Origin of the sequence: Pelomonas sp. Root1217 (assembly GCF_001425705.1) — a bacterium.
Classification (GTDB): domain Bacteria; phylum Pseudomonadota; class Gammaproteobacteria; order Burkholderiales; family Burkholderiaceae_C; genus Pelomonas.
In genome coordinates, this window is sequence record NZ_LMDC01000030.1 from 276,488 (window position 1) to 302,168 (window position 25,681).

At 66.6% G+C, this 25,681-nt stretch carries 27 protein-coding genes; 5 read left to right on the top strand and 22 right to left on the bottom strand.

Annotated elements, in window-relative coordinates; translation table 11 throughout:
* Positions 1-56 precede the first annotated feature (56 nt).
* The 3 genes from ASC95_RS28160 to ASC95_RS28170 all read left to right on the top strand — a co-directional run bounded on the left by ASC95_RS28160 (position 57) and on the right by ASC95_RS28170 (position 4,490).
* A complete protein-coding gene (locus ASC95_RS28160) occupies positions 57-1,613 on the top strand; it encodes an oligopeptide:H+ symporter (protein WP_057301009.1) in 1,557 nt (518 codons plus the stop codon).
* Positions 1,614-1,672: 59 nt separating this feature from the next.
* Positions 1,673-3,376 (top strand): hypothetical protein, encoded by a 1,704-nt coding sequence (locus ASC95_RS28165; protein WP_057301010.1) that lies wholly within the window; start codon positions 1,673-1,675, stop codon positions 3,374-3,376.
* Positions 3,377-3,500: 124 nt separating this feature from the next.
* Positions 3,501-4,490 carry a hypothetical protein gene (locus ASC95_RS28170; RefSeq protein WP_057301011.1) on the top strand — a complete coding sequence of 330 codons (990 nt, stop codon included), beginning with the start codon at positions 3,501-3,503 and terminating at the stop codon, positions 4,488-4,490.
* 21 nt (positions 4,491-4,511) lie between these two features.
* Here ASC95_RS28170 and acpS read toward each other — a convergent pair whose 3' ends face one another.
* The 20 genes from acpS to ASC95_RS28270 all read right to left on the bottom strand — a co-directional run bounded on the left by acpS (position 4,512) and on the right by ASC95_RS28270 (position 21,464).
* On the bottom strand, positions 4,512-4,910 hold the full coding sequence (gene acpS, locus ASC95_RS28175) for a holo-ACP synthase (RefSeq protein WP_057301012.1): 399 nt from the start codon (positions 4,908-4,910) through the stop codon (positions 4,512-4,514).
* Positions 4,907-5,674, bottom strand: a complete 768-nt coding sequence (locus ASC95_RS28180) for a pyridoxine 5'-phosphate synthase (RefSeq protein WP_057301013.1) — start codon at positions 5,672-5,674, stop codon at positions 4,907-4,909. Before ASC95_RS28180 ends, acpS begins: the two co-directional genes overlap by 4 nt.
* Complete coding sequence (gene recO, locus ASC95_RS28185) at positions 5,671-6,423, bottom strand: DNA repair protein RecO (protein ID WP_057301014.1); 753 nt, start codon at positions 6,421-6,423, stop codon at positions 5,671-5,673. Before recO ends, ASC95_RS28180 begins: the two co-directional genes overlap by 4 nt.
* Before the next feature lie 83 nt (positions 6,424-6,506).
* On the bottom strand, positions 6,507-7,433 hold the full coding sequence (gene era / locus ASC95_RS28190) for a GTPase Era (RefSeq protein ID WP_057301015.1): 927 nt from the start codon (positions 7,431-7,433) through the stop codon (positions 6,507-6,509).
* Positions 7,430-8,134 carry a ribonuclease III gene (gene rnc / locus ASC95_RS28195; protein ID WP_057301016.1) on the bottom strand — a complete coding sequence of 235 codons (705 nt, stop codon included), beginning with the start codon at positions 8,132-8,134 and terminating at the stop codon, positions 7,430-7,432. Before rnc ends, era begins: the two co-directional genes overlap by 4 nt.
* A gap of 16 nt (positions 8,135-8,150) precedes the next feature.
* Positions 8,151-8,534: a DUF4845 domain-containing protein gene (locus tag ASC95_RS28200; RefSeq protein ID WP_057301017.1), complete on the bottom strand. Its 384-nt coding sequence runs from the start codon at positions 8,532-8,534 to the stop codon at positions 8,151-8,153.
* A gap of 7 nt (positions 8,535-8,541) precedes the next feature.
* Positions 8,542-9,525: a signal peptidase I gene (gene lepB, locus ASC95_RS28205; protein ID WP_082568187.1), complete on the bottom strand. Its 984-nt coding sequence runs from the start codon at positions 9,523-9,525 to the stop codon at positions 8,542-8,544.
* A 21-nt stretch (positions 9,526-9,546) separates the two neighbouring features.
* Complete coding sequence (gene lepA, locus ASC95_RS28210) at positions 9,547-11,355, bottom strand: translation elongation factor 4 (RefSeq protein ID WP_057301019.1); 1,809 nt, start codon at positions 11,353-11,355, stop codon at positions 9,547-9,549.
* 515 nt (positions 11,356-11,870) lie between these two features.
* On the bottom strand, positions 11,871-13,352 hold the full coding sequence (locus tag ASC95_RS28215; RefSeq protein WP_057301020.1) for a DegQ family serine endoprotease: 1,482 nt from the start codon (positions 13,350-13,352) through the stop codon (positions 11,871-11,873).
* Between the two features lie 49 nt (positions 13,353-13,401).
* Positions 13,402-13,956 (bottom strand): RseA family anti-sigma factor, encoded by a 555-nt coding sequence (locus tag ASC95_RS28220; protein ID WP_057301021.1) that lies wholly within the window; start codon positions 13,954-13,956, stop codon positions 13,402-13,404.
* Entirely contained in the window at positions 13,950-14,543 is a 594-nt protein-coding gene (locus tag ASC95_RS28225) for a sigma-70 family RNA polymerase sigma factor (RefSeq protein ID WP_057301022.1), read from the bottom strand. Before ASC95_RS28225 ends, ASC95_RS28220 begins: the two co-directional genes overlap by 7 nt.
* Entirely contained in the window at positions 14,540-14,965 is a 426-nt protein-coding gene (locus tag ASC95_RS28230; protein ID WP_057301023.1) for a hypothetical protein, read from the bottom strand. The genes ASC95_RS28225 and ASC95_RS28230 overlap by 4 nt, the downstream gene beginning before the upstream one ends.
* Positions 14,966-14,980: 15 nt before the next feature.
* Positions 14,981-16,225 (bottom strand): beta-ketoacyl-ACP synthase II, encoded by a 1,245-nt coding sequence (gene fabF, locus ASC95_RS28235; protein ID WP_057301024.1) that lies wholly within the window; start codon positions 16,223-16,225, stop codon positions 14,981-14,983.
* Between the two features lie 36 nt (positions 16,226-16,261).
* Entirely contained in the window at positions 16,262-16,501 is a 240-nt protein-coding gene (gene acpP, locus ASC95_RS28240; protein ID WP_056204266.1) for an acyl carrier protein, read from the bottom strand.
* 87 nt (positions 16,502-16,588) lie between these two features.
* Positions 16,589-17,332 carry a 3-oxoacyl-ACP reductase FabG gene (fabG, locus tag ASC95_RS28245; RefSeq protein ID WP_057301025.1) on the bottom strand — a complete coding sequence of 248 codons (744 nt, stop codon included), beginning with the start codon at positions 17,330-17,332 and terminating at the stop codon, positions 16,589-16,591.
* A gap of 1 nt (position 17,333) precedes the next feature.
* Complete coding sequence (gene fabD / locus ASC95_RS28250; RefSeq protein ID WP_057301026.1) at positions 17,334-18,281, bottom strand: ACP S-malonyltransferase; 948 nt, start codon at positions 18,279-18,281, stop codon at positions 17,334-17,336.
* Positions 18,282-18,337: 56 nt separating this feature from the next.
* Positions 18,338-19,336, bottom strand: coding sequence for a beta-ketoacyl-ACP synthase III (locus tag ASC95_RS28255; RefSeq protein WP_057301027.1), 999 nt, complete (start codon positions 19,334-19,336; stop codon positions 18,338-18,340).
* Positions 19,333-20,430: a phosphate acyltransferase PlsX gene (gene plsX / locus ASC95_RS28260; protein WP_057301028.1), complete on the bottom strand. Its 1,098-nt coding sequence runs from the start codon at positions 20,428-20,430 to the stop codon at positions 19,333-19,335. The genes ASC95_RS28255 and plsX overlap by 4 nt, the downstream gene beginning before the upstream one ends.
* A gap of 111 nt (positions 20,431-20,541) precedes the next feature.
* Entirely contained in the window at positions 20,542-20,727 is a 186-nt protein-coding gene (gene rpmF, locus ASC95_RS28265; protein ID WP_056204281.1) for a 50S ribosomal protein L32, read from the bottom strand.
* A gap of 182 nt (positions 20,728-20,909) precedes the next feature.
* Entirely contained in the window at positions 20,910-21,464 is a 555-nt protein-coding gene (locus tag ASC95_RS28270; RefSeq protein ID WP_057301029.1) for a DUF177 domain-containing protein, read from the bottom strand.
* Positions 21,465-21,496: 32 nt separating this feature from the next.
* Between ASC95_RS28270 and ASC95_RS28275 the strand changes: the two genes are divergently transcribed.
* A complete protein-coding gene (locus tag ASC95_RS28275; RefSeq protein WP_057301030.1) occupies positions 21,497-22,072 on the top strand; it encodes a Maf family nucleotide pyrophosphatase in 576 nt (191 codons plus the stop codon).
* Positions 22,069-22,842, top strand: a complete 774-nt coding sequence (locus ASC95_RS28280) for an SAM-dependent methyltransferase (protein ID WP_057301031.1) — start codon at positions 22,069-22,071, stop codon at positions 22,840-22,842. Before ASC95_RS28275 ends, ASC95_RS28280 begins: the two co-directional genes overlap by 4 nt.
* Here ASC95_RS28280 and ASC95_RS28285 read toward each other — a convergent pair.
* A complete protein-coding gene (locus ASC95_RS28285; protein WP_082568188.1) occupies positions 22,839-24,314 on the bottom strand; it encodes a DEAD/DEAH box helicase in 1,476 nt (491 codons plus the stop codon). The two genes, ASC95_RS28280 and ASC95_RS28285, sit on opposite strands and share 4 nt — an antisense overlap.
* Positions 24,315-24,341: 27 nt before the next feature.
* Complete coding sequence (locus tag ASC95_RS28290) at positions 24,342-25,472, bottom strand: glycosyltransferase (RefSeq protein ID WP_057301032.1); 1,131 nt, start codon at positions 25,470-25,472, stop codon at positions 24,342-24,344.
* Between the last annotated feature and the right edge of the window lie 209 nt (positions 25,473-25,681).

Genomic DNA, 25,681 nt, shown 5'->3' on the forward strand with positions numbered 1-25,681 from the left:
GCTCGGCCACAAGCCGGGCGGCGTTCTCACTTTCAGAGCCCCTATTCCGAGGCCCCATGACGACCACTGTCACCGCAGACGCCGCCACCGCGGCAAGCCCAGCGGCCAAGATGCCGCCGCAGATCCCCTACATCATCGGCAACGAGGGATGCGAGCGCTTCAGCTTCTACGGCATGCGCAACATCCTGACGGTCTTCATGATGACCAGCCTGCTGCTGGCCATCCCCGAGGACCTGCGCAAGGCCGAGGCCAAGGAGGTGTTCCACACCTTCGTCATCGGCGTCTATTTCTTCCCGCTGCTGGGTGGCTGGCTGGCCGATCGCTTCTTCGGCAAGTACCCGACGATCTTCTGGTTCAGCATCGTGTATTGCGCGGGGCATGCCTGCCTGGCCCTGTTCGACGACAACATCCGGGGCTTCTACTTCGGCCTGTTCCTGATCTCGCTCGGCTCGGGTGGCATCAAGCCCTTGGTGAGTTCATTCGTTGGCGACCAGTTTGACAAGAGCAACCGGACGCTGGCGCAAAAGGTCTATGACGCCTTCTACTGGATCATCAACTTCGGCAGCTTCTTCGCGTCGCTGCTGATGCCCCTCATCCTGAAGAACTATGGCGCCAGCGTCGCCTTCGCGCTGCCGGGTCTGCTGATGCTGGCCGCCACCGTCATCCTGTGGAGCGGCCGCAAGAAGTATGTGCACCAGCCGGCGCGCGGCGCCAACCCGCACAGCTTTTTGAAGGTGGTTTGGACGGCCTTGAAGGCCGGCGGCGCTGGCGCCGCCGTGGCATCGCTTGGGCTCGTTGGTGCGGCCTACTCGCTGAGCCGCATCGATGGCCTGGGCCTCGTGCCGGCGGTCTGCCTGGCCCTCGTGCTGGTGATGGGCTTTGGCGGCGTGGGCGCGGCGATGCAGCTGGAGCGCGCGCGCGGCGTGCATCCGGACGAGGCTGTCGACGGTGTGCGTAGCGTGCTGCGCGTGCTGGTGCTGTTCGCGCTGGTCACGCCGTTCTGGTCGCTGTTCGACCAGAAGGCCTCGACCTGGGTGCTGCAGGCCGATCAGATGGCCAAGCCCGCCTGGTTCCAGTCGTCCATGATGCAGGCGCTGAACCCGGCGCTGGTGATGATCCTCATCCCCTTCAACAACCTGGTGCTCTACCCGGCGCTGCGGCGCGCGGGACTGCAGGTGACCGCACTGCGCCGCATGGGCGCTGGCATCGCGCTGGCGGGCGCGGCCTGGATCGTCGCCGGTGTGCTGCAGCTGTGGCTGGACGAAGGCACGACGGTCAGCATCGTCTGGCAGATGCTGCCCTATGCGCTGCTGACGCTGGGCGAGGTGCTGGTCTCGGCCACCGGGCTGGAGTTCGCCTACAGCCAGGCGCCGCTGTCCATGAAGGGCACCATCATGAGCTTCTGGAGCCTGTCGGTGACCATCGGCAACCTGTGGGTGCTGCTGTCCAACGTCAGCATCAAGAGCCCGGCGGCGCTGCAGGCGATCAAGTCGACCGGCTACAGCGAGACCGCCTGCCTGATGTTCTTCTTCGCCGGTTTTGCGCTGGTGGCCGCCACGCTGTTCGCGCTCGTGGCAAGGCGGTATCCGATGCTGAATAACTACCGCAATTGACGCCCGGCGGTGAATAGCCACCTTGGTTTCAGCGCCTGGCTCAGTAAGCTGCGCGGCACATGACAGACGCCCAAAATCGACGCCCCTACGTCGACCCCACGCTGGTCGACCACCATGCGCCACGCGCAGCGCCTGAGCCGGCGCCCGAGCCCGCGGCCTGGCAGCAGTCCTCGAACCGCCCGCGCCCGGCGGGCGAGCGGCCGGCGCGGACCCGCGTGGTCCGCGAAGCCCAGCGCGGCTATTTCGCCCGCCATTGGCATGGCGAGATGAGCCTGGTGCGCAGCTACTGGGTCAACAACTTCCTCGTCGCCACGCCGCTGGCTTGCCTGCTGACGGGCCTGATGACCTGGATCAGCGTCAAGGGCGACTCGCTACAGGTCAGCGCCATCTCGCTGCTGGTGACCATGCCGCTGCTGCTGGCGCTGAACCTGTGGTGCATCGTCGGCGCCTGGCGTGCCGCGGCCAACTATCTGCGCGAAAGCGGCTCGGCCCTCTGGGGGTGGCTGGCGCGCATCACGCTGGCCCTCAGCACCCTGCAGTTGCTGGCGTCGGTGGTGTTCGGCTTCCTGCCCAGCGTGGGCGAGTACTGGTCCATGGCCCGCGGCGTCGACCCGTTGGGGCAGGCCAAGTTCAGCTTCTCCGCCGATGGCCGCAGCCTGCGGCTGGATGGTGTCATCGGCATGGGCGACGGCGAGCGACTGCGCCAGTTGCTGAACAGCGAGGCAGCACGGGACCTCAAGCGCGTGGAGCTCGCATCACCGGGTGGCCGCGTGCGCGAGGCCGAGCGCATGGCTGCTGCACTGAAGGCACGCGGGCAGGCCAGCCGCGCCGTGGGCACCTGCGCCAGCGCCTGCACCCTGGTCTTCCTGGCCGGACAGCCCCGCCATATGACGGCCACGGGCGAGCTGGGTTTTCATCGCGCATCCACCGGCACCTACAACCCCGTCTTCGAGGAACTGGCCAACCAGCAGTTGGCCAAGACCTACACCGAGCTGGGCCTGCCGCAGCCCATGATCGACAAGACGCTGCGCACACCTTCGCGCAGCATGTGGTTCGTGCCGCGCGACGAGCTGGTCTCCTACGCCTTGATTGCGCCAGCGCCACCCACACTGGCGGTGCCGCTGCCGGCCGCCAATGCCACGCTGGCCGATTTCGACGACGCATTGCACATGCACCCCGTGTGGGAGGCGCTGGACAAACGCACCCCAGGCACCGTGGACGACATCGCCAAGCGCATGCTGGCCGCCCACCAGGCCGGCGCCAGCGAGGAGGAGGTGCAAGCCACCGTGCTGTCGCCCCTGGCCCGCCAGATGCCGGATCTGCTCGGCGGCACCGACGCCGTGTTGCGCCACCGCTATGTGCAACTGGTGTCCGACCAGCTGAAAGCCCTGCGCGCGCCAGCCGCGGGCGTCAGTGCCGGGGCCTGTCGTGAGCTGCTCGACGGACGCCTGGGCGTGCGCCCGCAGCTGCCGCAGGCGTTGCAGGCGCGCGAAGCCCAATGGTTGCAGGACGTGGCCAATGGCACGCTGCCACACCGGCAGCCCAAGCCGGTCAACGCCCTTGAGATCGAGGTCCTTGAGCGCACGGTGGGGCCGACGGCCATGGGCATGCTGTCGCGCCTGTGGGTCGACGCGCCCGAGGCGGCCAAACCCGGCGTCGCGGCCAGCTGCGACCCCGTCATCGCCATGCTGGACCGCCTGCAGGGCCAGCCCCCGGCCCGCCGGGACCTGGCGGAGCGGCTGCTTTTCCAGCCATCGCGCTGATCAGGACCGCATAAGTTCGCTTGGGTGAAATTACCCAGGCCGGCTGATGCCGGACGGGCCCTGGCTCTTTCTACGATGCCGCTCGGCTGCCAGTTCGGCACCGCTTTTTCATGGAGTTGCTCTCGTGACCATCGTCTCCCCGCTGCGCCTGCACCTGCTCGCCGCCCTGCTCGGCCTCAACTTCGCTGCCCAGGCGGCACCGAGCGCGCCCGCTGCCATCAGCTTTGACACCGCACCGCGTGCAGGCCAGCATCAACGACAGCAGATCGACCTGCAGGCTGTCATGAAGATGCGCATCGAGGCCGTCCCCGACGCGACGGACGAGCAGCGTGCCAAGGCGGCCCAGGCCGCCGAGGGCATGGCGCTGATGGGGCCGATGAAGATGAGCATGCGCATGGAGCAGACCATGAAGGTGGATGCCCAGGACGCCGAGGGCTGGCTGCCGCTGAGCTTGTCGGTCGGCGCCACGGGCGGCAGCGTGGAAATCGGCGGCAAGCCCACACCGCTACCCAACCTGGGCAAGACCGACATGCGCGTTGCCGCGCGCTTCAACCCCAAGGACTTCGGCTTCGAGTTGCAGAAGGTCGAGGGCGGCTCGCCCGAGCTGAGCGAGGCCATGAACAACCAGGGCAAGGCCGCGATCAGCGAGTCCCTGCAACTGCTCAAGGCCCTGAGCCAGCGCCCGCTGAAGGTCGGCGAAAGCGTCGAGGTGCCGCTGAACATGGCCCTGCCCATGCCGCTGCCAGGCGGCGCCGGCGGCATGCAAGGCCTGGTGCGCTACACGCTGGCCCGCGTGGACAAGGGCGTGGCGCACTTCGACCTGAGCATGGATCTCAACATGAACGTCGACACCCCGATTCCCAAGCCGGCGGCCACGGACGCTTCGCCGCAGATGCTGCACATGCAGATCACGGGCGGCGGCAAGGGCACGAGTTCGCTGCGCCTGGCCGACCGCCTGCCGCTGGCCAGCCAGCTCGCCATGGACATGAAGATGACGATGAACGGGCCCGACAACGGCCGGATGTTCATGGACATGGACATGGTGGTGCAGTCCAAGGGCGAGTCGCTGGCCAAGCCAGTAGCCGCCAAGCCAGCGGTCAAGAAGGCACCCTGAGCGGGTGGCGCCAAGTCGACGCTAAGGCGCCGCCTTCTCCACGACGACGAAGGCGACGGCATAGTCCTGCTCGTCGCTGACTGTCACATGGGCGCTCAAGCCCCGGGAGGCGAACCAATCGGCCAGCGCCCCGTGCAATGCGATCTCGGGCTTGCCGCTGCGCGCCTTGACAACCTCCATGGCGCGCCAGGTCATGGGCATGCGCATTCCCATGCCGATGGCCTTGGAGAAGGCCTCCTTGGCGGCGAAGCGCGTCGCCAGATAGGCCTCGCCGCGCGCCTCAACCTTGGCGCGGCGCTCCCGGAAGACGGCCAGCTCATGCGGCCCCAGCACCTTCTCGGCAAAGCGCTCGCCGCGGCGTGCGAGCGTGGCGCGGATGCGCCGGATGTCGCAGACGTCGGTGCCGATGCCGTAGATCACTGGTACGCCGTGGCAATGACCTGTTGATAGCCGCGCACCGTATCGGCGTAGCCCAGCTCCAGGGCATCGGCGATCAGGGCATGGCCGATGGACACCTCCTGTACGCCCGGGACATGGCGCAGGAACAGGCTGAGGTTGTCGCGATTCAGATCGTGGCCGGCATTCAGCCCCAAGCCCACCTTGAGCGCCGCCTCGGCCGTGGCCGTGAAGCTGGCCAGCACCGCGTCCTGGCGTTCGGTGCCGAAGGCGCTTGCAAAGGTTTCGGTATAGAGCTCGATGCGGTCCGCGCCCAGCTCGGCCACGGCCGCCATCGCGGCCGGATTCGGGTCCATGAAGAGGCTGACGCGCACGCCCAGGCTTTGCGCTTCCTGGATCAAAGGCTTCAGTCGCTCGGCGTCCTGCGACAGCGTCCAGCCATGGTCGGAAGTGAACTGCTCTTCCGAGTCCGGCACGAAGGTGACCTGATGAGGCCGGTGCTTGCGCACGAAGTCCATCAGGTTCTGCGTCGGGTTGCCCTCGATGTTGAACTCGGCCTGGGGCCAATCCCGCAGGAAGGCGGCCAGGTCGTCAACGTCGCTGGCGCGGATGTGGCGCGCATCGGGCCGGGGATGGACGGTGATGCCCTGGGCACCTGCCAGCAGGCACTGCTCAGCCGCACGCAGCACGCTGGGAATGCCCAGGTGGCGGGTGTTGCGCAGCAGCGCGACCTTGTTGACGTTGACCGACAGAGCGCAGCGCGCGCCAGCATGAGCAAACGGATTCATGAGTCCATCAGTTGTTGCACGTCCACCATCAGCGCGCGGGTGCGCAAAGGCTGGTGGCCGAGATGGTAGTGGAGCAAGCCGCGCAGCGTGGTCTTCAGGCCTTGCAGCTCCGCCGCACAGGCCTGGCGCAATGCGGCGGAGCTGCCGTGCAGCAGCGCGGCCTGGAGCTGGATCAGCAGCGTGCCGGGCAGGCTGGCATCGCTGGTGGGTGGGATGAGGCCGGACTCGGGCGAGAGCTGGTAGCGACGCGCCGGATCAACGGGGCCCTGCGTGGGCGTGATGACGCTCAGATCGGGCAGCAGGCCCAGTTCGGCCAGCAGCCTGATCTCGAAGGCACGCAGCGCAGCGTCGCCTTCGGCCAGATGGGCCAGCGTGTCGGCGTAGGCGTCGAAGAGCTGGGGATGGGGGTCGTGCCGGGCCAGCAGCTTCATCAGCAGCTCGTTGAGGTAGTAGCCCGAGAACAGCGCGGCGCCGGCCGGCAAGGTCGCACCGCCGCCCCACTCGGCGCTGCGCAGGGTCTGTACCTCGCCTCCTTCTGCCTTGGCGGGCTTGGAGAGGCTGACCGAGATGCGCTGCAATGGCAGCAGTACGGCGCGCAGCTGCGAGTAAGGCCGCTTGGCGCCCTTGGCCGCGACGGCGAGCCGGCCGGACTCGCGCGTGAACAGGTCGAGGATGAGGCTCGACTCGCTCCAGTCGTGCTGATGCAGCACGTAAGCCTGCTGCACCGCCGGCGGGCGCGTCAGCCGCATCGGGTCACCGCCTGGCGCCGGGCCGCCCCAAGCCAGGCGAGCCCCCCAGGGGGGTCGCAGGCGTACTCGCCGACGTGAGGGCGTCACTCATACCCGTACGACCGCAGATGCTCTTCGGTGTCCGCCCAGCCCGAGCGCACCTTGACCCAAAGCTCCAGGAAGACCCGGCCATCCATCAGATGTTCCAGCTCCTGGCGCGACTCCGAACCGATGCGCTTCAGTCGCTCGCCACCCTGGCCGATGATCATGCCCTTGTGGGCGTCGCGCTCGACGACGATGCTGGCGCTGATGCGCCGCAGCTCGCCCTCCTCTTCCCACTTGTCGATGATGACGGTGGAGGTGTAGGGCAGTTCGTCGCCGGTCAGGCGGAACAGCTTCTCGCGGATGATTTCACTGGCCAGGAACTTCTCGCTGCGGTCGGTCAGCGCATCCTCCTCGTAGAACCAGCCCTGCACGGGAAGATACGGCTTGAGGATCTTGAAAAGGCGGGTGACGTCGGATTCCTTCTTGGCCGACAGCGGCACGAACTCGCTGAAATTGCGGCGCTCCTGCATGCCCTTGAGCCAGGGAGCCAGTTCCGCGCGGCGGTGCACGGCATCCAGCTTGTTGGCGATCAGCACGACCGGCTTGTCTTCGGGCAGCAGGCCCAGCACCTTGGCGTCGTCCAGGCCAAAGCGGCCGGCCTCGACGACGAAGAGCACGAGGTCGACGTCGGCCAGCACGCCGTGGACGGTGCGGTTGAGCGTGCGGTTGAGCGCGGCGTTGTGCTTGGTCTGAAAGCCGGGCGTATCAACGAAGACAAACTGCGCCTCCTCGACGGTGCGCACGCCGGTGATGCGGTGGCGCGTCGTCTGGGCCTTGTCGGACGTGATGCTGACCTTCTGCCCGACCAGGGCGTTCAGCAGCGTGGATTTGCCGACGTTGGGGCGACCGACGATGGCGATGAGGCCACAACGCTGCGGGGGGCCCTCAGCGGTGGCAGCGGCGGGGGGTACAGCGTCGGTGGTCATGGTTTGCCTCGTTCGGCGGTGGGTCTGTCCTGAAGGCGATCAAGAAGGCGGCGGGCTGCCTCCTGCTCGGCGGTGCGGCGCGAACGCCCCTCGCCCAATTCAGCCACGTCCAGTGCCGGCACGGCACATTCGACCTCGAAGATCTGGGCATGGGCTTGGCCGCGCGTCGCGACGATACGGTAGCTGGGTACGGCGATGCGGCGGGCCTGCAGCCATTCCTGCAACGCGGTCTTGGCGTCCTTGGCGAAGTCGCCGGCGCTGGTGGCGGTCGTGATGGTCTCACCGAGCAGGCGGCGCACGATGGCCAAGGCAGTGTCGTAGCCAGCGTCGATATAGGCGGCGCCCAGCACGGCCTCGACGGCATCGGCCAGGATGGACGGGCGCTGCGCGCCGCCGCCACGGGCTTCGCCGTCGGACATCTTCAACACCGCCGGCAAGCCCATGGCCAGCGCCAGCCTGTGCAGGCTGTCTTCGCGCACGAGGTGGGCGCGCACGCGGGTCAGATCGCCTTCGTCGGAGCCGGCATAGCGCTCGTACAGCAGGCTGGACACGGCCAGACTGAGCACGGCGTCGCCGAGGAACTCCAGGCGCTCGTTGTGATCGGCCCCGTAGCTGCGATGGGTCAGGGCGCGCGCCAGCAAGTCGGGTCGCTGGAAGCGATGGCCCAGGCGCTGTTGCAGGGCCTCAAGCACGGCGCTCATCGAAGCGAAAGCAAGGTCAACGCGACTTGCCGTGGTACTTGATCAGCAGGTAGACCGGCCCGAAGAGGTCAATCTCCTTGTCCCAGGCAAACTCAATGACGACACGGTCATTGCCGTCCTTGGTGACGACGAGGTCGCTGCCCTTGAGGCTCTGGATGGAGTATTCGACCTGGGTCGCCTTGTCGAACTCCTGGCGCACCTGAGGCACCGTGGAGGGGTTGCCGGCCGCGATGCGGTCAACCACTCGCTGCACGGTGAAGTACTCCAGCACGGTGGGAAAGACCTTCATGCCGACAACGACCGTGACGGCGACGATGACACCCCAGAACAACAGGCCGAACAGCGTGACGCCACGCTGGCGGCGAGAGGAGGTCGGCGACGAAAGGCTGCTGCTGCTCATCTGTGTGTCAATTGAAGAAGGTACCGATGCGCTTGAGGTTACCGAAATTCATCCACACCAAGAAGGCCTTGCCGACGATGTTTTCATCCGGCACGAAGCCCCAGAAGCGCGAATCGCGCGAGTTGTCGCGGTTGTCGCCCAACATGAAGTAGTGTCCGGCGGGCACCTTGCAGGTCACGCCCTCGATGGTGTAGCGGCAATTCTCCTGGAAAGGAAAGGGACCGTCGGCCCGGTCGGCACGGAAGAAGGTCTGGGCTTGCGGCTGCACGAGGATCTCATGCTCCTTGTCGCCGAGCTTCTCCAGGAAGCGGGGGCGGTAGACGCGCGGCGAGCCGCTGTCGTCATAGAAATTGCCCATCGGCTGCACGGGCGCGGCCTGGCCGTTGATGTAGAGCTTCTGGTTGACGTAGCTGATCTCGTCACCCGGGATGCCGGCCACGCGCTTGATGAAGTCGGTGCTCGGGTCTTCGGGATAGCGGAAGACCATCACGTCGCCACGCTTGACGTCGTGGTTGGAGATGATCTTCTTGTTGATCACCGGCAAGCGGATGCCGTAGTGGAACTTGTTGACCAGGATGAGGTCACCGACCAGCAGCGTCGGCACCATCGAGCCAGACGGGATCTTGAAGGGCTCGAACAGGAAGCTGCGCAGCAGGAAGACGACCAGGATGACCGGGAACAGGCCAGCGGTCCAATCCAGCCACCAGGGCTGCTGCAGGATCTGCTGGCGGGCGGGCTCCACGTCACCGTCGACGCGGGCGATGCCCTGGGCGGCCAGGTTCTCGCGGCGCTTGGCGTCGTTGGATACCAGCGCGTCGGCCGCGGCGCGGCGCGCCGGCGCGAAATGAAAGCGCTCGGCCAGCCAGTAGAACAGCGTCACCGCCGTCAGGACGAAGAGCAGCAGCGCGAAGTTGCCGTTCCATCGGCCGGCGTACCAGCCGCCCAGGTAGGCCACCAGGGCCGCATACAAAACGCCGGTGAGAACGCTCATCGATTGAAGGGGCATGGGGAGTTAATCGTCGACTTGCAGGATGGCGAGGAAGGCTTCTTGCGGCACTTCCACGGAGCCGATCTGCTTCATGCGCTTCTTGCCGGCCTTTTGCTTTTCCAGCAGCTTGCGCTTGCGGGTGATGTCACCACCGTAGCATTTTGCCAGCACGTTCTTGCGCAGCGCCTTGATGTTCTCGCGGGCGATGATGTTGGCGCCGATGGCGGCCTGGATGGCCACGTCGTACATCTGGCGCGGGATCTGCTCGCGCATCTTGGCGGCCACGCCGCGGCCGCGGTACTGGCTCTGGCTGCGGTGCACGATCATCGACAGCGGGTCCACCTTGTCACCGTTGATCAGGATGTCGACCTTGACGACGTCGGCGGCGCGGTATTCCTTGAACTCGTAGTCCATGGAGGCGTAGCCGCGTGAGACCGACTTCAGCTTGTCGAAGAAGTCCAGCACGATCTCGGCCAGCGGAATCTCATACGTCAGCATGACCTGCTTGCCGTGATAAGCCATGTTCAGCTGCACGCCGCGCTTCTGGTTGGCCAGCGTCATGACGACGCCGACATAGTCCTGCGGCATGTAGAGATGCACGGTCACGATGGGCTCGCGGATCTCGCGCATGGCGCCGATCTCGGGCATCTTGGACGGGTTCTCGACCTGAATGACCTCGCCGGTATTCAGCTCCACCTCATAAATGACACTGGGCGCGGTGGTGACGAGGTCCTGGTCGAACTCGCGCTCCAGGCGCTCCTGCACGATCTCCATGTGCAGCAGGCCCAGGAAGCCGCAACGAAAGCCAAAGCCCAGCGCCTGGCTGACCTCGGGCTCGTAGCGCAGCGAGGAGTCGTTGAGGCTGAGCTTTTCCAGCGCGTCGCGCAGCTGGTCGTACTCGCTGGCCTCGGTCGGGTACAGGCCGGCGAAGACCTGCGGCTGGATTTCCTTGAAGCCGGGCAGCGCCTCGGTGGCCGGGCCGGCGTTGTTGGGCAGCTTCTTTTCCAGCGTGACGGTGTCGCCGACCTTGGCGGCAGCCAGCTCCTTGATGCCGCAGATGATGAAGCCGACTTCGCCGGCCTTCAGGCCGTCGCGGTTCTCGCTCTTGGGCGTGAACACGCCCATGTGCTCGATCGGGTACACCGTGTTGGTGTTCATCATGCGGATGCGCTCGCCCTTCTTGAGCTCGCCATCCACGACGCGCACCAGCATGACGACGCCGACGTAGTTGTCGAACCAGGCGTCGATGATCATGGCGCGCGGCGGGCCGTCCGGGTTGCCGCGCGGCGCCGGCATGCGGGCAATGACGGCCTCGATGATCTCGTCGATGCCCATGCCGGTCTTGGCCGAGCAGGGAATCGCATCGTCGGCGTCGATGCCGATGACGTCCTCGATCTCGGCCTTGGCGTTGTCGGGGTCCGCCGACGGCAGGTCCATCTTGTTGAGCACCGGCACGACCTCGACGCCGAGGTCCAGCGCCGTGTAGCAGTTGGCCACCGTCTGCGCCTCGACACCTTGCGAGGCATCAACGACGAGCAGCGCGCCCTCGCAGGCCGACAGCGAACGGCTGACTTCATAAGAGAAGTCCACATGCCCCGGCGTGTCGATCAGGTTGAGGTTGTAGATCTGGCCGTCTTTGGCCTTGTACTGGAGTGCGGCAGTCTGCGCTTTGATCGTGATGCCGCGCTCACGCTCGAGGTCCATCGAGTCCAGCACCTGCGCTTCCATCTCGCGATCGCTCAAGCCGCCGCAGCGCTGAATGATGCGGTCGGCCAACGTGCTCTTGCCGTGGTCGATGTGGGCAATGATGGAGAAGTTGCGGATGTGATTCATGGAGATCGGGGGCACGCCAACGGAGCAGGACACAACGGCGAAGGCCGTTGCAGCGCAAGCTCACATCGCTTGCGATGTGAAGCCGCGAAGCGCGCGTGCTACAGCTAAAAAAAAGGCACGTCGAAGAGGCGACGTGCCTTCCAACAAAAGGTATGGCAACTGCTTGTTGGGCCTTCATTGTAGCCAAAAGGCCCAGCCGGGAAGCCGCACCAGTATTGGTTTTCCGGTCGTTGCAGGCTGCCAACAAGGAATTTTAACCACAGGTTATCCACAAGTTCCTGTGGATCGCCTGTGGATCAAATTGAGGTGTTGCCAGCGGGCGTCGATTCCACCGTCAGACACCCCTTCCAGGGCGCGTCGAGTCGCGATTTTAGCGGCGGGCGCGAACAATCCCGGCTTTTATCTAAAAGTTAGCCGGTGCCAACTTCCGTATTCGGTGGACAACCTCGGTCGGGGTGCCCAGCGGGCTTGCCGCATCGCGGAAAGCCCGACCAGACAGCCAAGGTTTTAGCGCCTCACCGCACCGGTTTCAGCAGCACGAAGCTGGTGGCGTCCTCGCGGCGGACGACCAAATTCATCGACTTGTTCTTGTCCGCCTTGGCGATCAGCGCCTGGAAGGCCTTCACTGAGGACACTTCGACGTTGTCCACCGACAGGATGAGGTCGCCCTCGCGCAGCCCGGCTCGAGCGGCTGCACCTGTCGCACTGTCAACCTTGACACCGGACTTGAGCTTCATTTCCTTGCGCTGCGCGTCGGTCAGTTCTGATACCTTCAGACCGAGGGCTGCGCTGGGAGCGGAAGCGGCAGGAGCCGGCTCGTTGCTGCTTTCGCTGCCGCTGCCCGGCTTCCTGCTGCGTTCGTCTTCGCCGATGGTGACGACGATGTCCTTGGTCGTGCCGCGGCGGAACACGGTCAGCGTCGTCTTGGCGCCAGGCTTCACGTTGGCCACGAGGCGGCGCAAGTCAGCCGCCTTGTCGACGGTCTTGCCGTCGACCTTGGTGACGACGTCGCCGCCTTCCACGCCCGCCTTCTCGGCCGGGCTGCCGGCGATGACGGAGCGGATCACGGCGCCCTGCGGCTTGCCCAGACCGATGGCCTCGGCGATTTCCTTGGTGATGTCGTCTGGCAGCACGCCCAGGTAGCCGCGCACGACACGCCCACCGGCGCGCAGCTCATCGGCCACACGGATCGCGTCGGCGATGGGGATCGCAAACGAGATGCCCATGTAGCCGCCGTTCTGGCTGTAGATCTGCGAGTTGATACCGATGACCTCGCCGCGCATGTTGACCAGCGGGCCGCCGGAGTTGCCCGGGTTGATGGCCACGTCGGTCTGGATCAGTGGCAGCAGATCGCCGGTGTCGCGCTGCTTGGCGCTGATGATGCCGGCCGTCACCGTGTTCTCCAGGCCGAAAGGCGAGCCGATGGCCATGACCCATTCGCCGACGCGTGACTTGTTGCTGTCGCCGACCTTCACGACCGGCAGGCCGGTCGCCTCGACCTTCACGACCGCCACGTCGGAGCGCTGGTCGGCACCGATGAGCTTGGCCTTGAGTTCGCGCTTGTCCGTCAGCGTGACGATGACCTCGTCGGCCCCTTGCACGACATGGGCATTGGTCAGCACGTAGCCATCGGCGCTGAGGACGAAGCCGGAGCCGACGCCGCGGCGCATGGGGCCGTCGTCGTCAGGCGTGCCGCCGCCGCGCGGCGCGCCGCGGCGCTGGTTGGGCACCGGGATGCCGAAGCGGCGGAAGAACTCCTGCATCTGCTCGTTCATCTCCGCCTGGCCTTCGGCCATCTTGACCTTTTCAGCGGTACGGATGTTGACGACCGCCGGGCCGACGCGCTCCACGATCTCGGCGAAGTCTGGCAGCTCGCGCGGCTGCGCCGCGGCGGGTGCCTGCCCCAGCGTCAGCGCCAGCGCCAGCGCCAGCGCCAGCGCCGTGCCGGAAAGCAGAAAGCGCGCGCGCGCAGGGTGAAGGCGGGTCTCAGCGTGCATAGGGAGTTCCAGGGATTCAGCAGGACAAGGCAAATGGGGCATCGAAGCGTCACTTCAAGGACGGGGGCTGCGAGGCGGCGGATTCCGGCAGAGCCAGGCCCCAGTCAATGATCTCCGCCGGCGCCTCTCCTGGCAATCCGGCCTCCCGCGTCGCGCCAACTGCAGGCAGGGTACGGCCTGCGGCGGCGTGTGCAAAGCTCAGGCCGCCAAGCCCCTGCGCGCGCGGTGTTGTGTTCGGTGCAGCGGCGACCTGGGCGTCCGGCGCGGGCGCGGGACGCAGCAGGCCGGCGCCCAGGGCCAGGCCCACGAAGCTGGCGGCCACCGCGATGGGCGCCAACCAGTCGCGACGGCGTGGATGGTCCACCACCTCGGCAGGCAGTTGTGCATGCAGGGCTGCGAGCAGCGCTTGGGGTTGCTGACGCAGTTCCGGCAGTTCGGTGGCGCGAAGGCCATCACCTGCCGCATGCCAGATTGCCCAGCGCTCGCGCAGGCCCGGGTCGCTTGCCCAGGCCGCGTTCACGCGCGCCCAGTCGGCTGGCGTGGCGCGGCCGTCCATGACGGCGGACAGCGCTTCGTACAGTGCGTTGTCTGCAGCGCTCACCATCGCCGCCCTCCCCCGCTGCCCAGCAGCGGCCGCAGCCGCGCCGCGACGGCCTCGCGGGCGCGAAAGATGCGCGAGCGCACGGTGCCGGGCGGGCAATTCATCAGGTCGCCGATCTCGTCGTAGCTCAAGCCATCCACCTCTCGCAGCAACAGCGCCCGGCGCTGGTCCTCGGCGAGGGCTGCGACGGCATCGTCCAGTTCCCGCGCCAACTGGCGACCGGCGAGCAGGGCCTCGGGGGTCGCATCGTCGCTTGGAGCCGTGCCGGTGCCGAAAGTTCCCTCGTCGTCGTCCAGGGACTCGACGGGCCGCTGCGAGGCGCGGTGGCTGTTGTGACGTTTGGCCGCGTTGATCGCGATGCGGTAGACCCAGGTGTAGAAGGCGCTGTCGCCGCGAAACGCCGGCAGCGCGCGATACGCGGCCAGGAAAGTCTCCTGGCAGAGGTCGGCCACGTCGGCGGGGTCACGCACGCTGCGCGACAGCAGGCGCTCGACGCGGCGCTGATATTTCAACACCAGCATGTCGAAGGCGACGCGGTTGCCGCCCTGGGCTTCTCGCACCAGCAGGGTATCGGCGTCAGCCTCACTCATCGCAGCGCCCGCGGTGCACAGAACAGCGTCGCGCGCAGCGCGGTCCATTGCGCCTGCTGCTGGCGTCGCGACAACGGCAACCATCGGGGGCCGGGGCTGGCGCGCAGCAGCAACCAGGCGTCCAGATCGACCAGCACGGCCAGTTGTACCGGCGGCCCGTCATCGCGACCGGGTTCATCCAGCCACCAGGCTTCGCCGTCCCAGCGCAGCCGCCGCGGCAGCACGGCGGCCGCGCGCGATGCCCACCAGGCGACCAGGGGTACGGCCAGCGACGCGACCATCACCGCGGGCCAAGCCACAGTTTGGAGACTGAGTAACCAAGCCACAAGGCCCGCTGAGGCCAGGGCTGCAATCCATGACACGAGGGCCTGCACGGCCGGCTGGGGCTGCAGATGCACGACGACCGGCGGCGTGCGGCGCATCGCCGGTGGACGCGATCAGACGCGCTTGAAGATCAGCGTGCCGTTGGTGCCGCCGAAGCCGAAGTTGTTCTTCGCCGCGACGTCGATCTTCATCGGCCGCGCCTCGTTGGCGCAGTAGTCCAGGTCGCACTCGGGGTCCTGGTTGAAGATGTTGATCGTCGGCGGCGCGACCTGGTCGCGGATCGCCAGGGCAGTGAACACCGACTCGATGCCGCCCGCGCCGCCCAGCAGGTGGCCGGTCATGGATTTGGTCGAGCTGATGACCATGTTCTTGGCGTGTTCGCCAAACGCCAGCTTGATCGCGTTGGTTTCGTTCACGTCACCCAGCGGCGTGGAGGTGCCGTGGGCGTTCATGTAGTCGACCTGGTCGGGGTTGAGACCTGAGTTGCGCAGCGCCGCGCGCATGGAGCGCTTGGGACCGTCAACGTTGGGCGCGGTCATGTGGTACGCGTCCGCCCCCATGCCGAAACCGGACAGCTCGCAATAGATCTTGGCGCCGCGCTTCTTGGCGTGTTCGTACTCCTCGAGCACCAGCACGCCCGCACCCTCGCCCAGCACGAAGCCGTCGCGGTCCTTGTCCCAGGGGCGGGACGCGGTCGCGGGGTCGTCGTTGCGGGTGGAAAGCGCGCGGGCAGCAGCAAAACCGCCGATGCCCAGTGGTGACACCGCACCTTCGGCACCGCCCGCGACCATCACGTCGGCGTCGCCGTACTCGATGAGGCGGCCGGCTTCACCGATCGCATGCAGGCCCGTGGTGCAGGCCGTCACGATCGCCAAATTCGGTCCCTGGAAACCGAACTGGATGGAGACATGACCCGAGATCATGTTGATGATCGAAGCCGGGATGAAGAACGGCGAGATGCGGCGCGGGCCGCGGTTCATCAGCTCGGTCTTGGTGTCTTCGATCAGCGGCAGGCCGCCAATGCCGGACCCGACGAGCACGCCGATGCGCTCGGCCTGCTCTTCGGTCAATTGATCGCCGGTCGGAAGACCGGCGTCGCGCACCGCCTGCATGGACGCCGCCAGCCCGTAATGGATAAAGATATCCATGTGCCGGGCTTCTTTCGCGGGGATGTAGTCCTCGATCTTGAAGCCCTTGACCTCACCCGCGAAGTGGCACGCCAGATTGCTGGCGTCAAAACGGGTGACGGTGGCGATGCCGGAACGACCGGCGAGGATATTGGCCCAGCCTTCGGCAACGGTATTGCCGACGGGACTGATCAGGCCAAGACCGGTGACGACGACGCGGCGACGGCTCATGCAGTGCGGATCAGAGTTGCGAGAGAAAGAAAGCCTTCAGGCCTTCTGGTGCTTGACGGCGTAGTCGATCGCCAGCTGCACGGTGGTGATCTTCTCGGCTTCTTCGTCCGGAATCTCGATGCCGAACTCGTCTTCGAGGGCCATCACCAGTTCCACGGTGTCCAGAGAATCGGCGCCCAGGTCGGCAACGAAAGCCTTCTCGTTCGTAACGTCGGCTTCCGCCACGCCAAGTTGCTCGGCGATGATTTTCTTGACTCGTGCTTCGATATCGCTCATGAATCCTCCAGGAGGGATTTGCTGAAAACAGCCCGGCATTCTACGGGCTCTAGATGGGTGCCCCTAGATCAGGGCCCCCGGGCCAAATCAGGCCATGTACATGCCGCCGTTGACGTGCAGCTCGGAACCGGTGATGTAAGCACCGCCCGGTGACGCCAGGAAGACGACCGCAGCGGCAATTTCCTCGGGGGCGCCCAGGCGGCCCAGCGGGATCTGCGACAGCAGAGCGGCTTTCTGGGCTTCGGGCAAGACCTCGGTCATGTCGGTGGCGATGAAGCCGGGGGCGATGCAGTTGACCGTGATGTTGCGGCTGCCCAGTTCACGGGCCAGCGAGCGCGTCAGGCCGGCCACACCTGCCTTGGCGGCGGCGTAGTTGGCCTGGCCGGCATTGCCGGAGGCGCCGACGACGGACGTGATGTTGATGATGCGGCCGGCGCGCTGCTTCATCATGGGCTTGGTGGCCGCGCGGGCAAGGCGGAATACTGCCTTCAGATTGGTGTCGACGACGGCATCCCAGTCGTCGTCCTTCATGCGCATGGACAGGCCGTCGCGCGTGATGCCGGCGTTGTTGACCAGCACATGCAGGCCGCCTTCCTTGGCGACGATGTCGTCCACGGCAGCCTGGCTGGCGGCGGCATCGGTCACGTTGAGTGCGATACCGCGACCACCATGGGCAGCCAGCGCTTCGGTGATGCCGGCGGCACCGGACTCGGTCGTCGCCGTGCCGATGACGCGCCAGCCTTCGCTGGCCAGGGCCAGCGCGATCGCGCGGCCGATGCCGCGGCTGGCGCCGGTGACGAGGGCGACGCCCTTGAACGTGGATTCAGTCATTTCAGCCGCCTCCCAGCAGCGCACGGGCTTCCGCCAGCGAAGCGGGATCGAAGACGCAGGCGGCCTGCAGTTCGGCGTCGATGCGCTTGGCCATGCCGGTCAGTACCTTGCCGGGACCGGCTTCGATGACGTGGCCCACGCCGCGTGCCTTGAGGGCCTGCACGATCTCAACCCAGCGCACCGGGCCGAAGGCCTGTCGGTAGAGGGCGTCGCGCAGAGCATCGGCGTCGTCCGTCACGGCAACATCGATGTTGTTGATGACCGGAAAGGCGGCGGCGTTGAACTGCACCGTCGCCAGTTTTTCCTTCAGTCGTTCGGCAGCCGGTTTCATCAGGCTGGAATGGAAAGGCGCGGACACCGACAGCGGTAGCGCGCGCTTGGCGCCGGCGGCCTTCAGGATCTCGGCGGCCTTGTCGGCGCCGGCCTTGCTGCCGGCGATGACGGTCTGCTTGGGGTCGTTGAAGTTGACCGCCTCGACGGCCTCGCCCGTCTCGGCCGCAGCCTGGGCACAGCCTGCTCGCACGGCGTCGCCGTCCAGCCCCAGGATGGCGTACATCGCACCCGCGCCGACCGGCACGGCCTCCTGCATGGCCTGGGCACGAAAGCGCACCAGCGGCAGCGCGTCGGCCAGGCTCAGCGCGCCGGCGGCGACCAGCGCCGTGTACTCGCCCAGCGAATGGCCAGCCGCAGCGACGGGCACTGCACCTGTCTCGGCGACGAAGGCGCGCCAGCAGGCGATGCCGGCCGTCAGCATGACCGGCTGGGTGTTGGTGGTCAGGTCCAGCTGATCCTTGGGGCCGGCATGGATCAGCGCGCCGATGTCCTCACCGAGCGCCGCGGAGGCCTCTTCCAGCGTGCGGCGGACTTCCAGATGGTCGCCCCAGGCGTCGAGCATGCCGACGGCCTGCGAGCCCTGGCCGGGAAAGACAACGGCGAAAGGTGCGGTCATAGATTCAATTCCAAATCAGTAGCGGTGATGTTGCCGGTGCGGCAGCATCTGGACTGCTAGTACTTCAGCAGGGCCGCGCCCCAGGTGAAGCCGCCACCGACACCTTCCAGCATGATCGTGTCACCACGCTGGATGCGGCCACTGCGAACCGCCACGTCCAGCGCCAGTGGCACCGAAGCGGCCGAGGTATTGCCATGCTCGTCGACGGTGGCGATGAGCTTGTTCAGGTCCAACTTCAGCTTCTTGGCCGTGCCCTGCATGATGCGGATGTTGGCCTGGTGCGGGATCAGCCAGTCCAGGTCGGCTTCGGTCAGGCCGGCCTTGTCCAGCACCGAGCGGGCGACCTTCTCGAGCACACCGACGGCGAGCTTGAAAACGGCCTGACCGTCCATCTTGAGGAAGGGGCTGCCCAACACCTGGCCACCGGCGACCGTGCCAGGGGTGCACAGCACGTCAACATGGCGCGAATCGGCATGCAACTCGGTCGCGAGGATGCCGGGCTCGGCGCTCGCACCGAGCACGACGGCGCCCGCACCGTCGCCGAACAGCACGCAGGTCGTGCGGTCCTTGAAGTCGAGGATGCGCGAAAACACCTCGGCGCCGACGATCAAGGCCTTGTTGGCGGCGCCGCTCTTGATCATCGAGTCGGCCACACTCAGTGCATAGACGAAGCCCGCGCAGACGGCTTGCACGTCGAAGGCCGCGCAGCCATGAACGCCCAGCTTCTTCTGCAGCAGGCAGGCCGTGGACGGGAACACCATGTCGGGCGTGGACGTCGCGACGATGATGAGGTCGATCTCTTCGGCGGCGATACCGGCGGCTTCAAGCGCCGCCTGCGCGGCCGGGAAGGCGAGGTCGCTGGCAGCCTGGTCGGGCGCCGCGAAATGGCGGGCCCGAATGCCGGTGCGCTCGACGATCCAGTCGTCGGAGGTCTCGACGCCGTCGGTCGCGAGGCGGTCGGCCAGTGCCTGGTTGGTCACGCGGTCGGCGGGCAGGAAGCTGCCGGTGCCGAGAATGCGGGAATAGCGGGGGGTAGAGGTGGCGATGGGGCTCATGCAGCCTTCGCGACGGAGTTCGCCGCGTTGTCTCCAGCATCATTCGCTTTTGCCTGAAGCGTGGCGACGATGCGGTCGTGGACCCGGTCAAGCAGCCGGTTGCGGGCGGCATCATAAGCGCGGGCCAGGGCCTGCTCGAAGGCAAAGGCGTCGGCCGAGCCATGGCTCTTGAACACCAGGCCGCGCAAGCCCAGCAACGCGGCGCCGTTGAAACGGCGGTGGTCGACACGGTGCTTGAAGGCATTCAGCACGGGCATGGCGATCAAGCCGGCCAACTTGGTCAGCCAATTGCGATTGAACTCTTCCTTGATGAAGCCGCCCATCATGGTCGCCAGGCCCTCCGACGTCTTGAGCATGACGTTGCCGACAAAACCGTCGCAGACGACGATGTCTGTCGTGCCCTTGTAGATGTCATTGCCTTCAACGTTGCCGAAGAAATTCAACTGGCCGGCCGCGCCAGCAGCACGCAGCAGTTCGCCGGCCTGCTTGATGGTCTCACTGCCCTTGATGGCTTCTTCGCCGATGTTGAGCAGGCCGACGCTGGGCTCGTCAACGCCTTCGACGGCGGACACCAGCGCGCTGCCCATGACGGCGAACTGCAGCAGATGCTCGGCCGTGCAGTCGACGTTGGCGCCCAGGTCCAGCACCGTGGTGAAACGGCCGCGCTGGTTGGGCATGACGGTAGCGATGGCGGGGCGGTCGATGCCGTCCAGCGTCTTCAGCAGATAGCGGGCCACGGCCATCAGCGCGCCGGTGTTGCCGGCGGATACGCAGGCATGGGCCTGGGCCGGGTTGCTGTTCCGGTCGGCCTTGAGCTGCTGGATGGCCACGCGCATGGACGAGTCGCGCTTGCGGCGCAGCGCCACCTCGATGGGGTCATCCATCGTGACGACTTCGCTGGCCGCGACAACGCGGCAACGCGGCCAGGCCGCAGCGGCCGTCAATGCTTCCGGCTTTCCGACGAGGATGAGCTCGGCACCCGGATGCTTGTCGAGAAACGCGCGGCAGGCCGGCAGCGTCACCGAGGGGCCATGGTCGCCGCCCATGCAGTCCACGGCCAGGCGGATCGGTTCAGGCAGGGGTACTGCGGTCATGTCAGTGGTTTTTGTGAGCCACAAAGACCAAACCCGGCGCTGCGCAGTACGCAGGCCGGGTCGGCAGATTCATCGATAGTTTGGCGCCGCGCCTGGCGGCACCGGGCACCATCAGGCCGCGTCGGCCTTGCTCTTCAGCACCTTGCGACCACGGTAGAAACCGGTGGGGCTGATGTGGTGACGCAGATGCACTTCGCCGGTCGTCGGCTCGATGCCGGTACCCGGGGTGACCAGGGCATTGTGCGAACGGTGCATGCCGCGCTTGGAAGGCGACTTCTTGTTTTGCTGAACAGCCATGAAATTCTCCAGACTCTGCGGGATTTGGGGGCGGACTTAGGGGCCTTGGGGGCACAACCCCGGGGAGTGAGATCAAAGCTCGAACTCCAGGCCGCAGAAAAGCCCACGAGTGTAGCACCGGATGAGAAAGCCGCCAAGTCACCACCGCCAACAGCGAGAGCCAAGCGGCACCAGCCATGGTTTCAGGCGTTGCCGCCCCGCTTCAAGGCCGCAAGCTTGGCAAAGGGGTTGGGCCGCTCCTCCTCTTCCTGCTCCGGCAGGTCGTCCGTGTGGGACAGGGGCTCGGGGCAGACCTCGTGGCGCGGCACCAGCGGCAAGGCCAGCAGCAATTCATCCTCGATCAACTCGCGTGCGTCGAGGTGGCGCGGCAGGGCCAGCACATCGTCCTCGCTGTCCACGTCCAGTGCTGCCGCTTCGGCCTCGGTGTCGACGAAGCGGATCCAACGGTCGATGTCGATGTCTTCGTGTACTGGCTTCAGGCAGCGCTGACAGGTCAGTGCGACCTGGGCGGACGCGGTCAGGTGCAGCCAGGTCTGAGGCGTGCTGCTCTTGGGTTGGCGGATCTCGCCGTGCAGGCTCCATTGCAGCGCCGGCCACCCGCTGGCGGGCGACTCGGGCGCGGCCGAGTCGGCCAGGCGCGTCAGCAAAGTCGCCGGCCATTCACCGGCCAAGCTGGCGTCGTCATGGGCCAGGGCCGCCACATCGAGCTTCTCGGGAACAAAGGCGCGCGATTTCATAGCCGAGAGTTTAGGCGGGGGAGAATGCCGCCATGCCCCAGTTGATCCTTGCCTCGACCTCCCGCTACCGACGGGAATTGCTGGCCCGGCTGCGCCTGCCGTTCGAAGCGGTTGCGCCCGACGTCGATGAAACCGCCCTGCCCGGCGAGGCGCCGGCGGCCCTGGCCGAGCGGCTGGCTTTGACCAAGGCACGCGTGGTCGCGGCGCGGTTTCCCGGCGCCGTCGTCATCGGCTCCGACCAGGTTGCCGACTTGGCTGGCGAGGCCATCGGTAAACCAGGCACCCACGAGGCGGCCTCAGCGCAACTGCGGCGCATGAGCGGCCGCGAGGTCGTTTTCCAGACCGCTGTGGCCATCGTCGCACCGGGCCTGGCAGCCATCGAGCGCGCCGCGGTGCGGGTGCGCCTGCGCCAATTGAGCGATGCCGCCATCGAGGCCTATCTGCGTGCGGATGAACCCTATGACTGCGCCGGCAGCGCCAAGGTGGAGAGCCTGGGCATTGCGCTGCTGGAGGCCGTCGAGTCCGACGACCCGACCGCGCTGATCGGCCTGCCGCTGATCCGCACTTGCAACCTGCTGCGCCGCGCCGGCCTGGAGCCTCTCGCATGAACGCCCCCATGAAGACGGGTCGCTTGATCCTGATGCCCAACACGTTGGATTTTGGCGTGGACGATTCCCTGGATCTGCGCGAGGTGCTGCCCCAGCGGGTCATCGAGCAGGCCGCACGGCTGACGCACTGGGCCGCAGAGAGCGCCAAGACCACGCGGGCGCTGCTCAAGCGCGTCGATGCCATTGCGCCGCTCGTTCAGCCGCTGCAGGCCATGCAGATCGTCGAGTTGCCGCGCCCTCCCAAGGGTGGCAGGGGCGGCGGGGATGACGCTGCCGCTTGGCTGGCGCTGCTGGACCCGGTGCAGGCCGGGCATGACGTCGGATTGATCTCGGAAGCCGGCCTGCCTGCCGTGGCCGACCCGGGCGCTCGCCTGGTCGCGCTGGCCCACGAGGCGGGCATCGAGGTGGTGGCACTTGCCGGTCCGAGTTCGCTGCTGCTGGCGTTGGCCGCCAGCGGGCTCAACGGCCAGAGCTTTGCGTTTGTCGGCTATCTGCCGGTGGACGCCGCGCCGCGCGCCGCGCGCATCCGCGAGCTGGAGACCTTGTCCGCCAAGGCTCAGCAGACCCAGTTGCTGATCGAGACGCCCTACCGCAACGAAGCGCTGCGCCAGGCACTGCTGGCGGCACTCAAACCCGGCACGCGGCTGTCGATCAGCGTCGGCCTGACGCTGCCTGGCGGTTGGACGCAGACCGCCACGGTGGCGGACTGGCGGTCCAACGGCACCAAGCTGCCCGACCGCATCCCGGCCGTGTTTTCAATCCTGGCTTAGGACTCGACCGGCGCAGGCGCAGGCTTGGCGCCGAACAACGCGGCCACTTGCTTCTTGGGCTTGATGTAGCTGGACAGCCCCTTGGCTGCGCCAGCCGGCGCCGCTGCGGCCTTGGTCTTTTCCCAGGCTGGTGCCTCGCCGGCAGCGCTGGCCTCGTAAGGCTTGTCGAAGAAGGGATCCTTGGGCGGCGACGGCGGGCGATAGGTGGGCCGCACGGCGGGACGGGCCTCGAAAGACGCCTCTCGCTCCTCGCGCGGGCGCTCGAAACGCGGCGGACGGCTGTCCTGCAACTCGAACGGGTCGAGGTCGATCTTGCGCTTGAGCAGCTTCTCGATGTCGGCCACCAGGCGCGCGTCGGACTTGGTGACCAGCGTGACGGCCAGGCCCGATGCACCCGCGCGACCGGTGCGACCGATGCGATGGACATAGTCCTCGGCATTGAAGGGCACGTCGAAATTGAAGACGGCCGGCAGATCGGCAATGTCCAGGCCCCGCGCGGCCACGTCGGTGGCGACGAGCAGATCCACTTCGCCGCGCTTGAAGGCGTCGAGCGACTTCAGGCGCTCGTCCTGGGATTTGTCGCCATGCAGGGCGGCCGTGCGCAGGCCATCGCGCTCGAAGGAGCGGGCCAGACGCGCCACGCCCAGCTTGGAGTTGCCGAAGACGATGGCCTGGCGGATGGCACGCTCCTTGAGGATCTGCTTCACCGCGGCGCGCTTGTCGTCATCGGTGACGCTGATGAAGCGCTGCTCGACGGTCGAGGCCGCCTGGTTGGGGCGCGCCGTCTCGACAAGGATGGGGTCTTGCAGATAGCTTTGCGCCAGTCGCTTGATCTCGGGCGAGAAGGTGGCCGAGAACAGCAACGTCTGGCGGGCCTTGGGCAGGTAGCTGAGGATGCGCTGCAGGTCGGGCAGGAAGCCGATGTCCAGCATGCGGTCGGCCTCGTCGAGCACGACGTACTCGACCTGGTTGAGCACGCAGTTCTTGGCCTCGATGTGGTCCAGCAGCCGGCCCGGTGTTGCGATCAGCACCTCGACGCCGGCCTTGAGCGCGGCCGTCTGCGGTTTCATGTCGATGCCGCCAAAGACGACGACCGAGCGCAGGTGGGTGTGCTTGGCATACTTCTTGACGTTCTCGGCGACCTGGTCGGCCAGCTCACGCGTGGGCGCCAGCACCAGGGCGCGCACCGGGTGGCGGGCGGGCGAAACGCTGGGGTTCTCGTGCTTGAGCATGCGCTGCAGCAAGGGGATGGAGAACGCCGCCGTCTTGCCCGTGCCGGTCTGGGCAGCACCCATCACGTCGCGGCCTTCCAGCACGATGGGAATCGCCTTGGCCTGGATGGGCGTCATCGTCAAATAACCGGAATCGGCGACCGCGCGCAGCAGCTTGGGGTCCAGCGGCAGGGTGTCGAAACGGGCAGGCGCGGACGCCTCGGCGGGCACCGCGACTGCGGACTCAGGGGTTTCTTGCATCCGGTGATTATCCCGGATAGGGAAAACCTACTCCGGCCGGACCACCGGAGGCTGCGATTCGGGGCGTGAGTTCAGCACCATCCAGCGCGGCGTACGGAAGCGGACGATGCGCCAGTACAGCAGCACGTAGAAGACGACGAACAGGCCCAGGATGATCTGCAGCATGACGGTATCGTCCCACCAGATCGTGGCCGGCACGACGGAGAGGCTGCACAGCACCCAGAGATAAGGAGCGGTCAGCGCATTGCGGCGCGTCAGCACGGCAGCATCCTTGCTGCCGATAGCCCAGCGCATCAGGCGGCGGTAGATCAGGCTGTGCAGATGGATGCCGTCAGGCATGCCGACCGGTCGGCCGCGCACGACCTTGCGCCGGYACATGGAGAACACCGTCTCCCAGACCGGATAAGCGCACAGCAGCAGGGGGAACATTGGCGAGACTTCGGGGTTGCGCACCAGCAGCAGGATGGCCAGTTCGGACAACATGAAACCGAGGAAATAGGCGCCGCCGTCGCCCAGGAAGATCAGCCCAAAGGGATAGTTCCACATGAAGAAGCCGAGCACCGCGCCAATGACGGCGATGGCCATCGCGGCGACGAGTTGGTCGCCGGCCTGCAGGRCCACATAGGCCAGGCCGGCCAACATGATGGCCGCACACATCGAGGCCAGGCCGTTCATGCCATCGATGATGTTGATTGAGKTGGACACGCCGCTGACGACGAGCAGGGCGAGCAGATAACCACCGACTGTCGTGGCGGCGATCAGGTCCAGGCCCGGGATGGCGGTTTCCTTGATCTGGCCGCCGAGCAACCAGGCGCCGAGGCCGGCCGCAAGCAGCGTGGCGAGCATGCGGCGCAACGGGCTGACTCGCTTGGTCAGGTCCTCGATGACGCCGGACGTAAAGGCCGGTGTACTGCAAAGGAGCAACAACGCCGCGGCGTGCCGCATGGCTGGGTAACGCCATGCCAGCAGAGCCGTACCTACGGCGAAACCACCAAAGATAGCCACTCCACCAACGCGGGGCACCGGCCGGGAGTGGAACTTTTGCGGGCCGGACAGGTCATGGTCAGCGGACAGTGCACCATGCAAGTGCGATGAACGAATGATCAACAACGTCACGGCCGCAGCGACGACAAAACTTAGCGCAAGAATAGGCAGCATGAAACCTACAGGGCGGGCGGAATAGGACCACGCGTTGAGCGGCCGTTCCGTCTTTCGAATCAATCTAGGGAGTGTACCTAGGGCGCCAGACGGCCCGGTTGGAGTAGCGCGAGAGGCGAGGGACTCGTGGCGATGGCTAGAATCCGCGCCGCTTTGCGCCTTATTGCCTTGCGCCAACTACGGCGTTGCTTCATAACTTTTGCCACCCC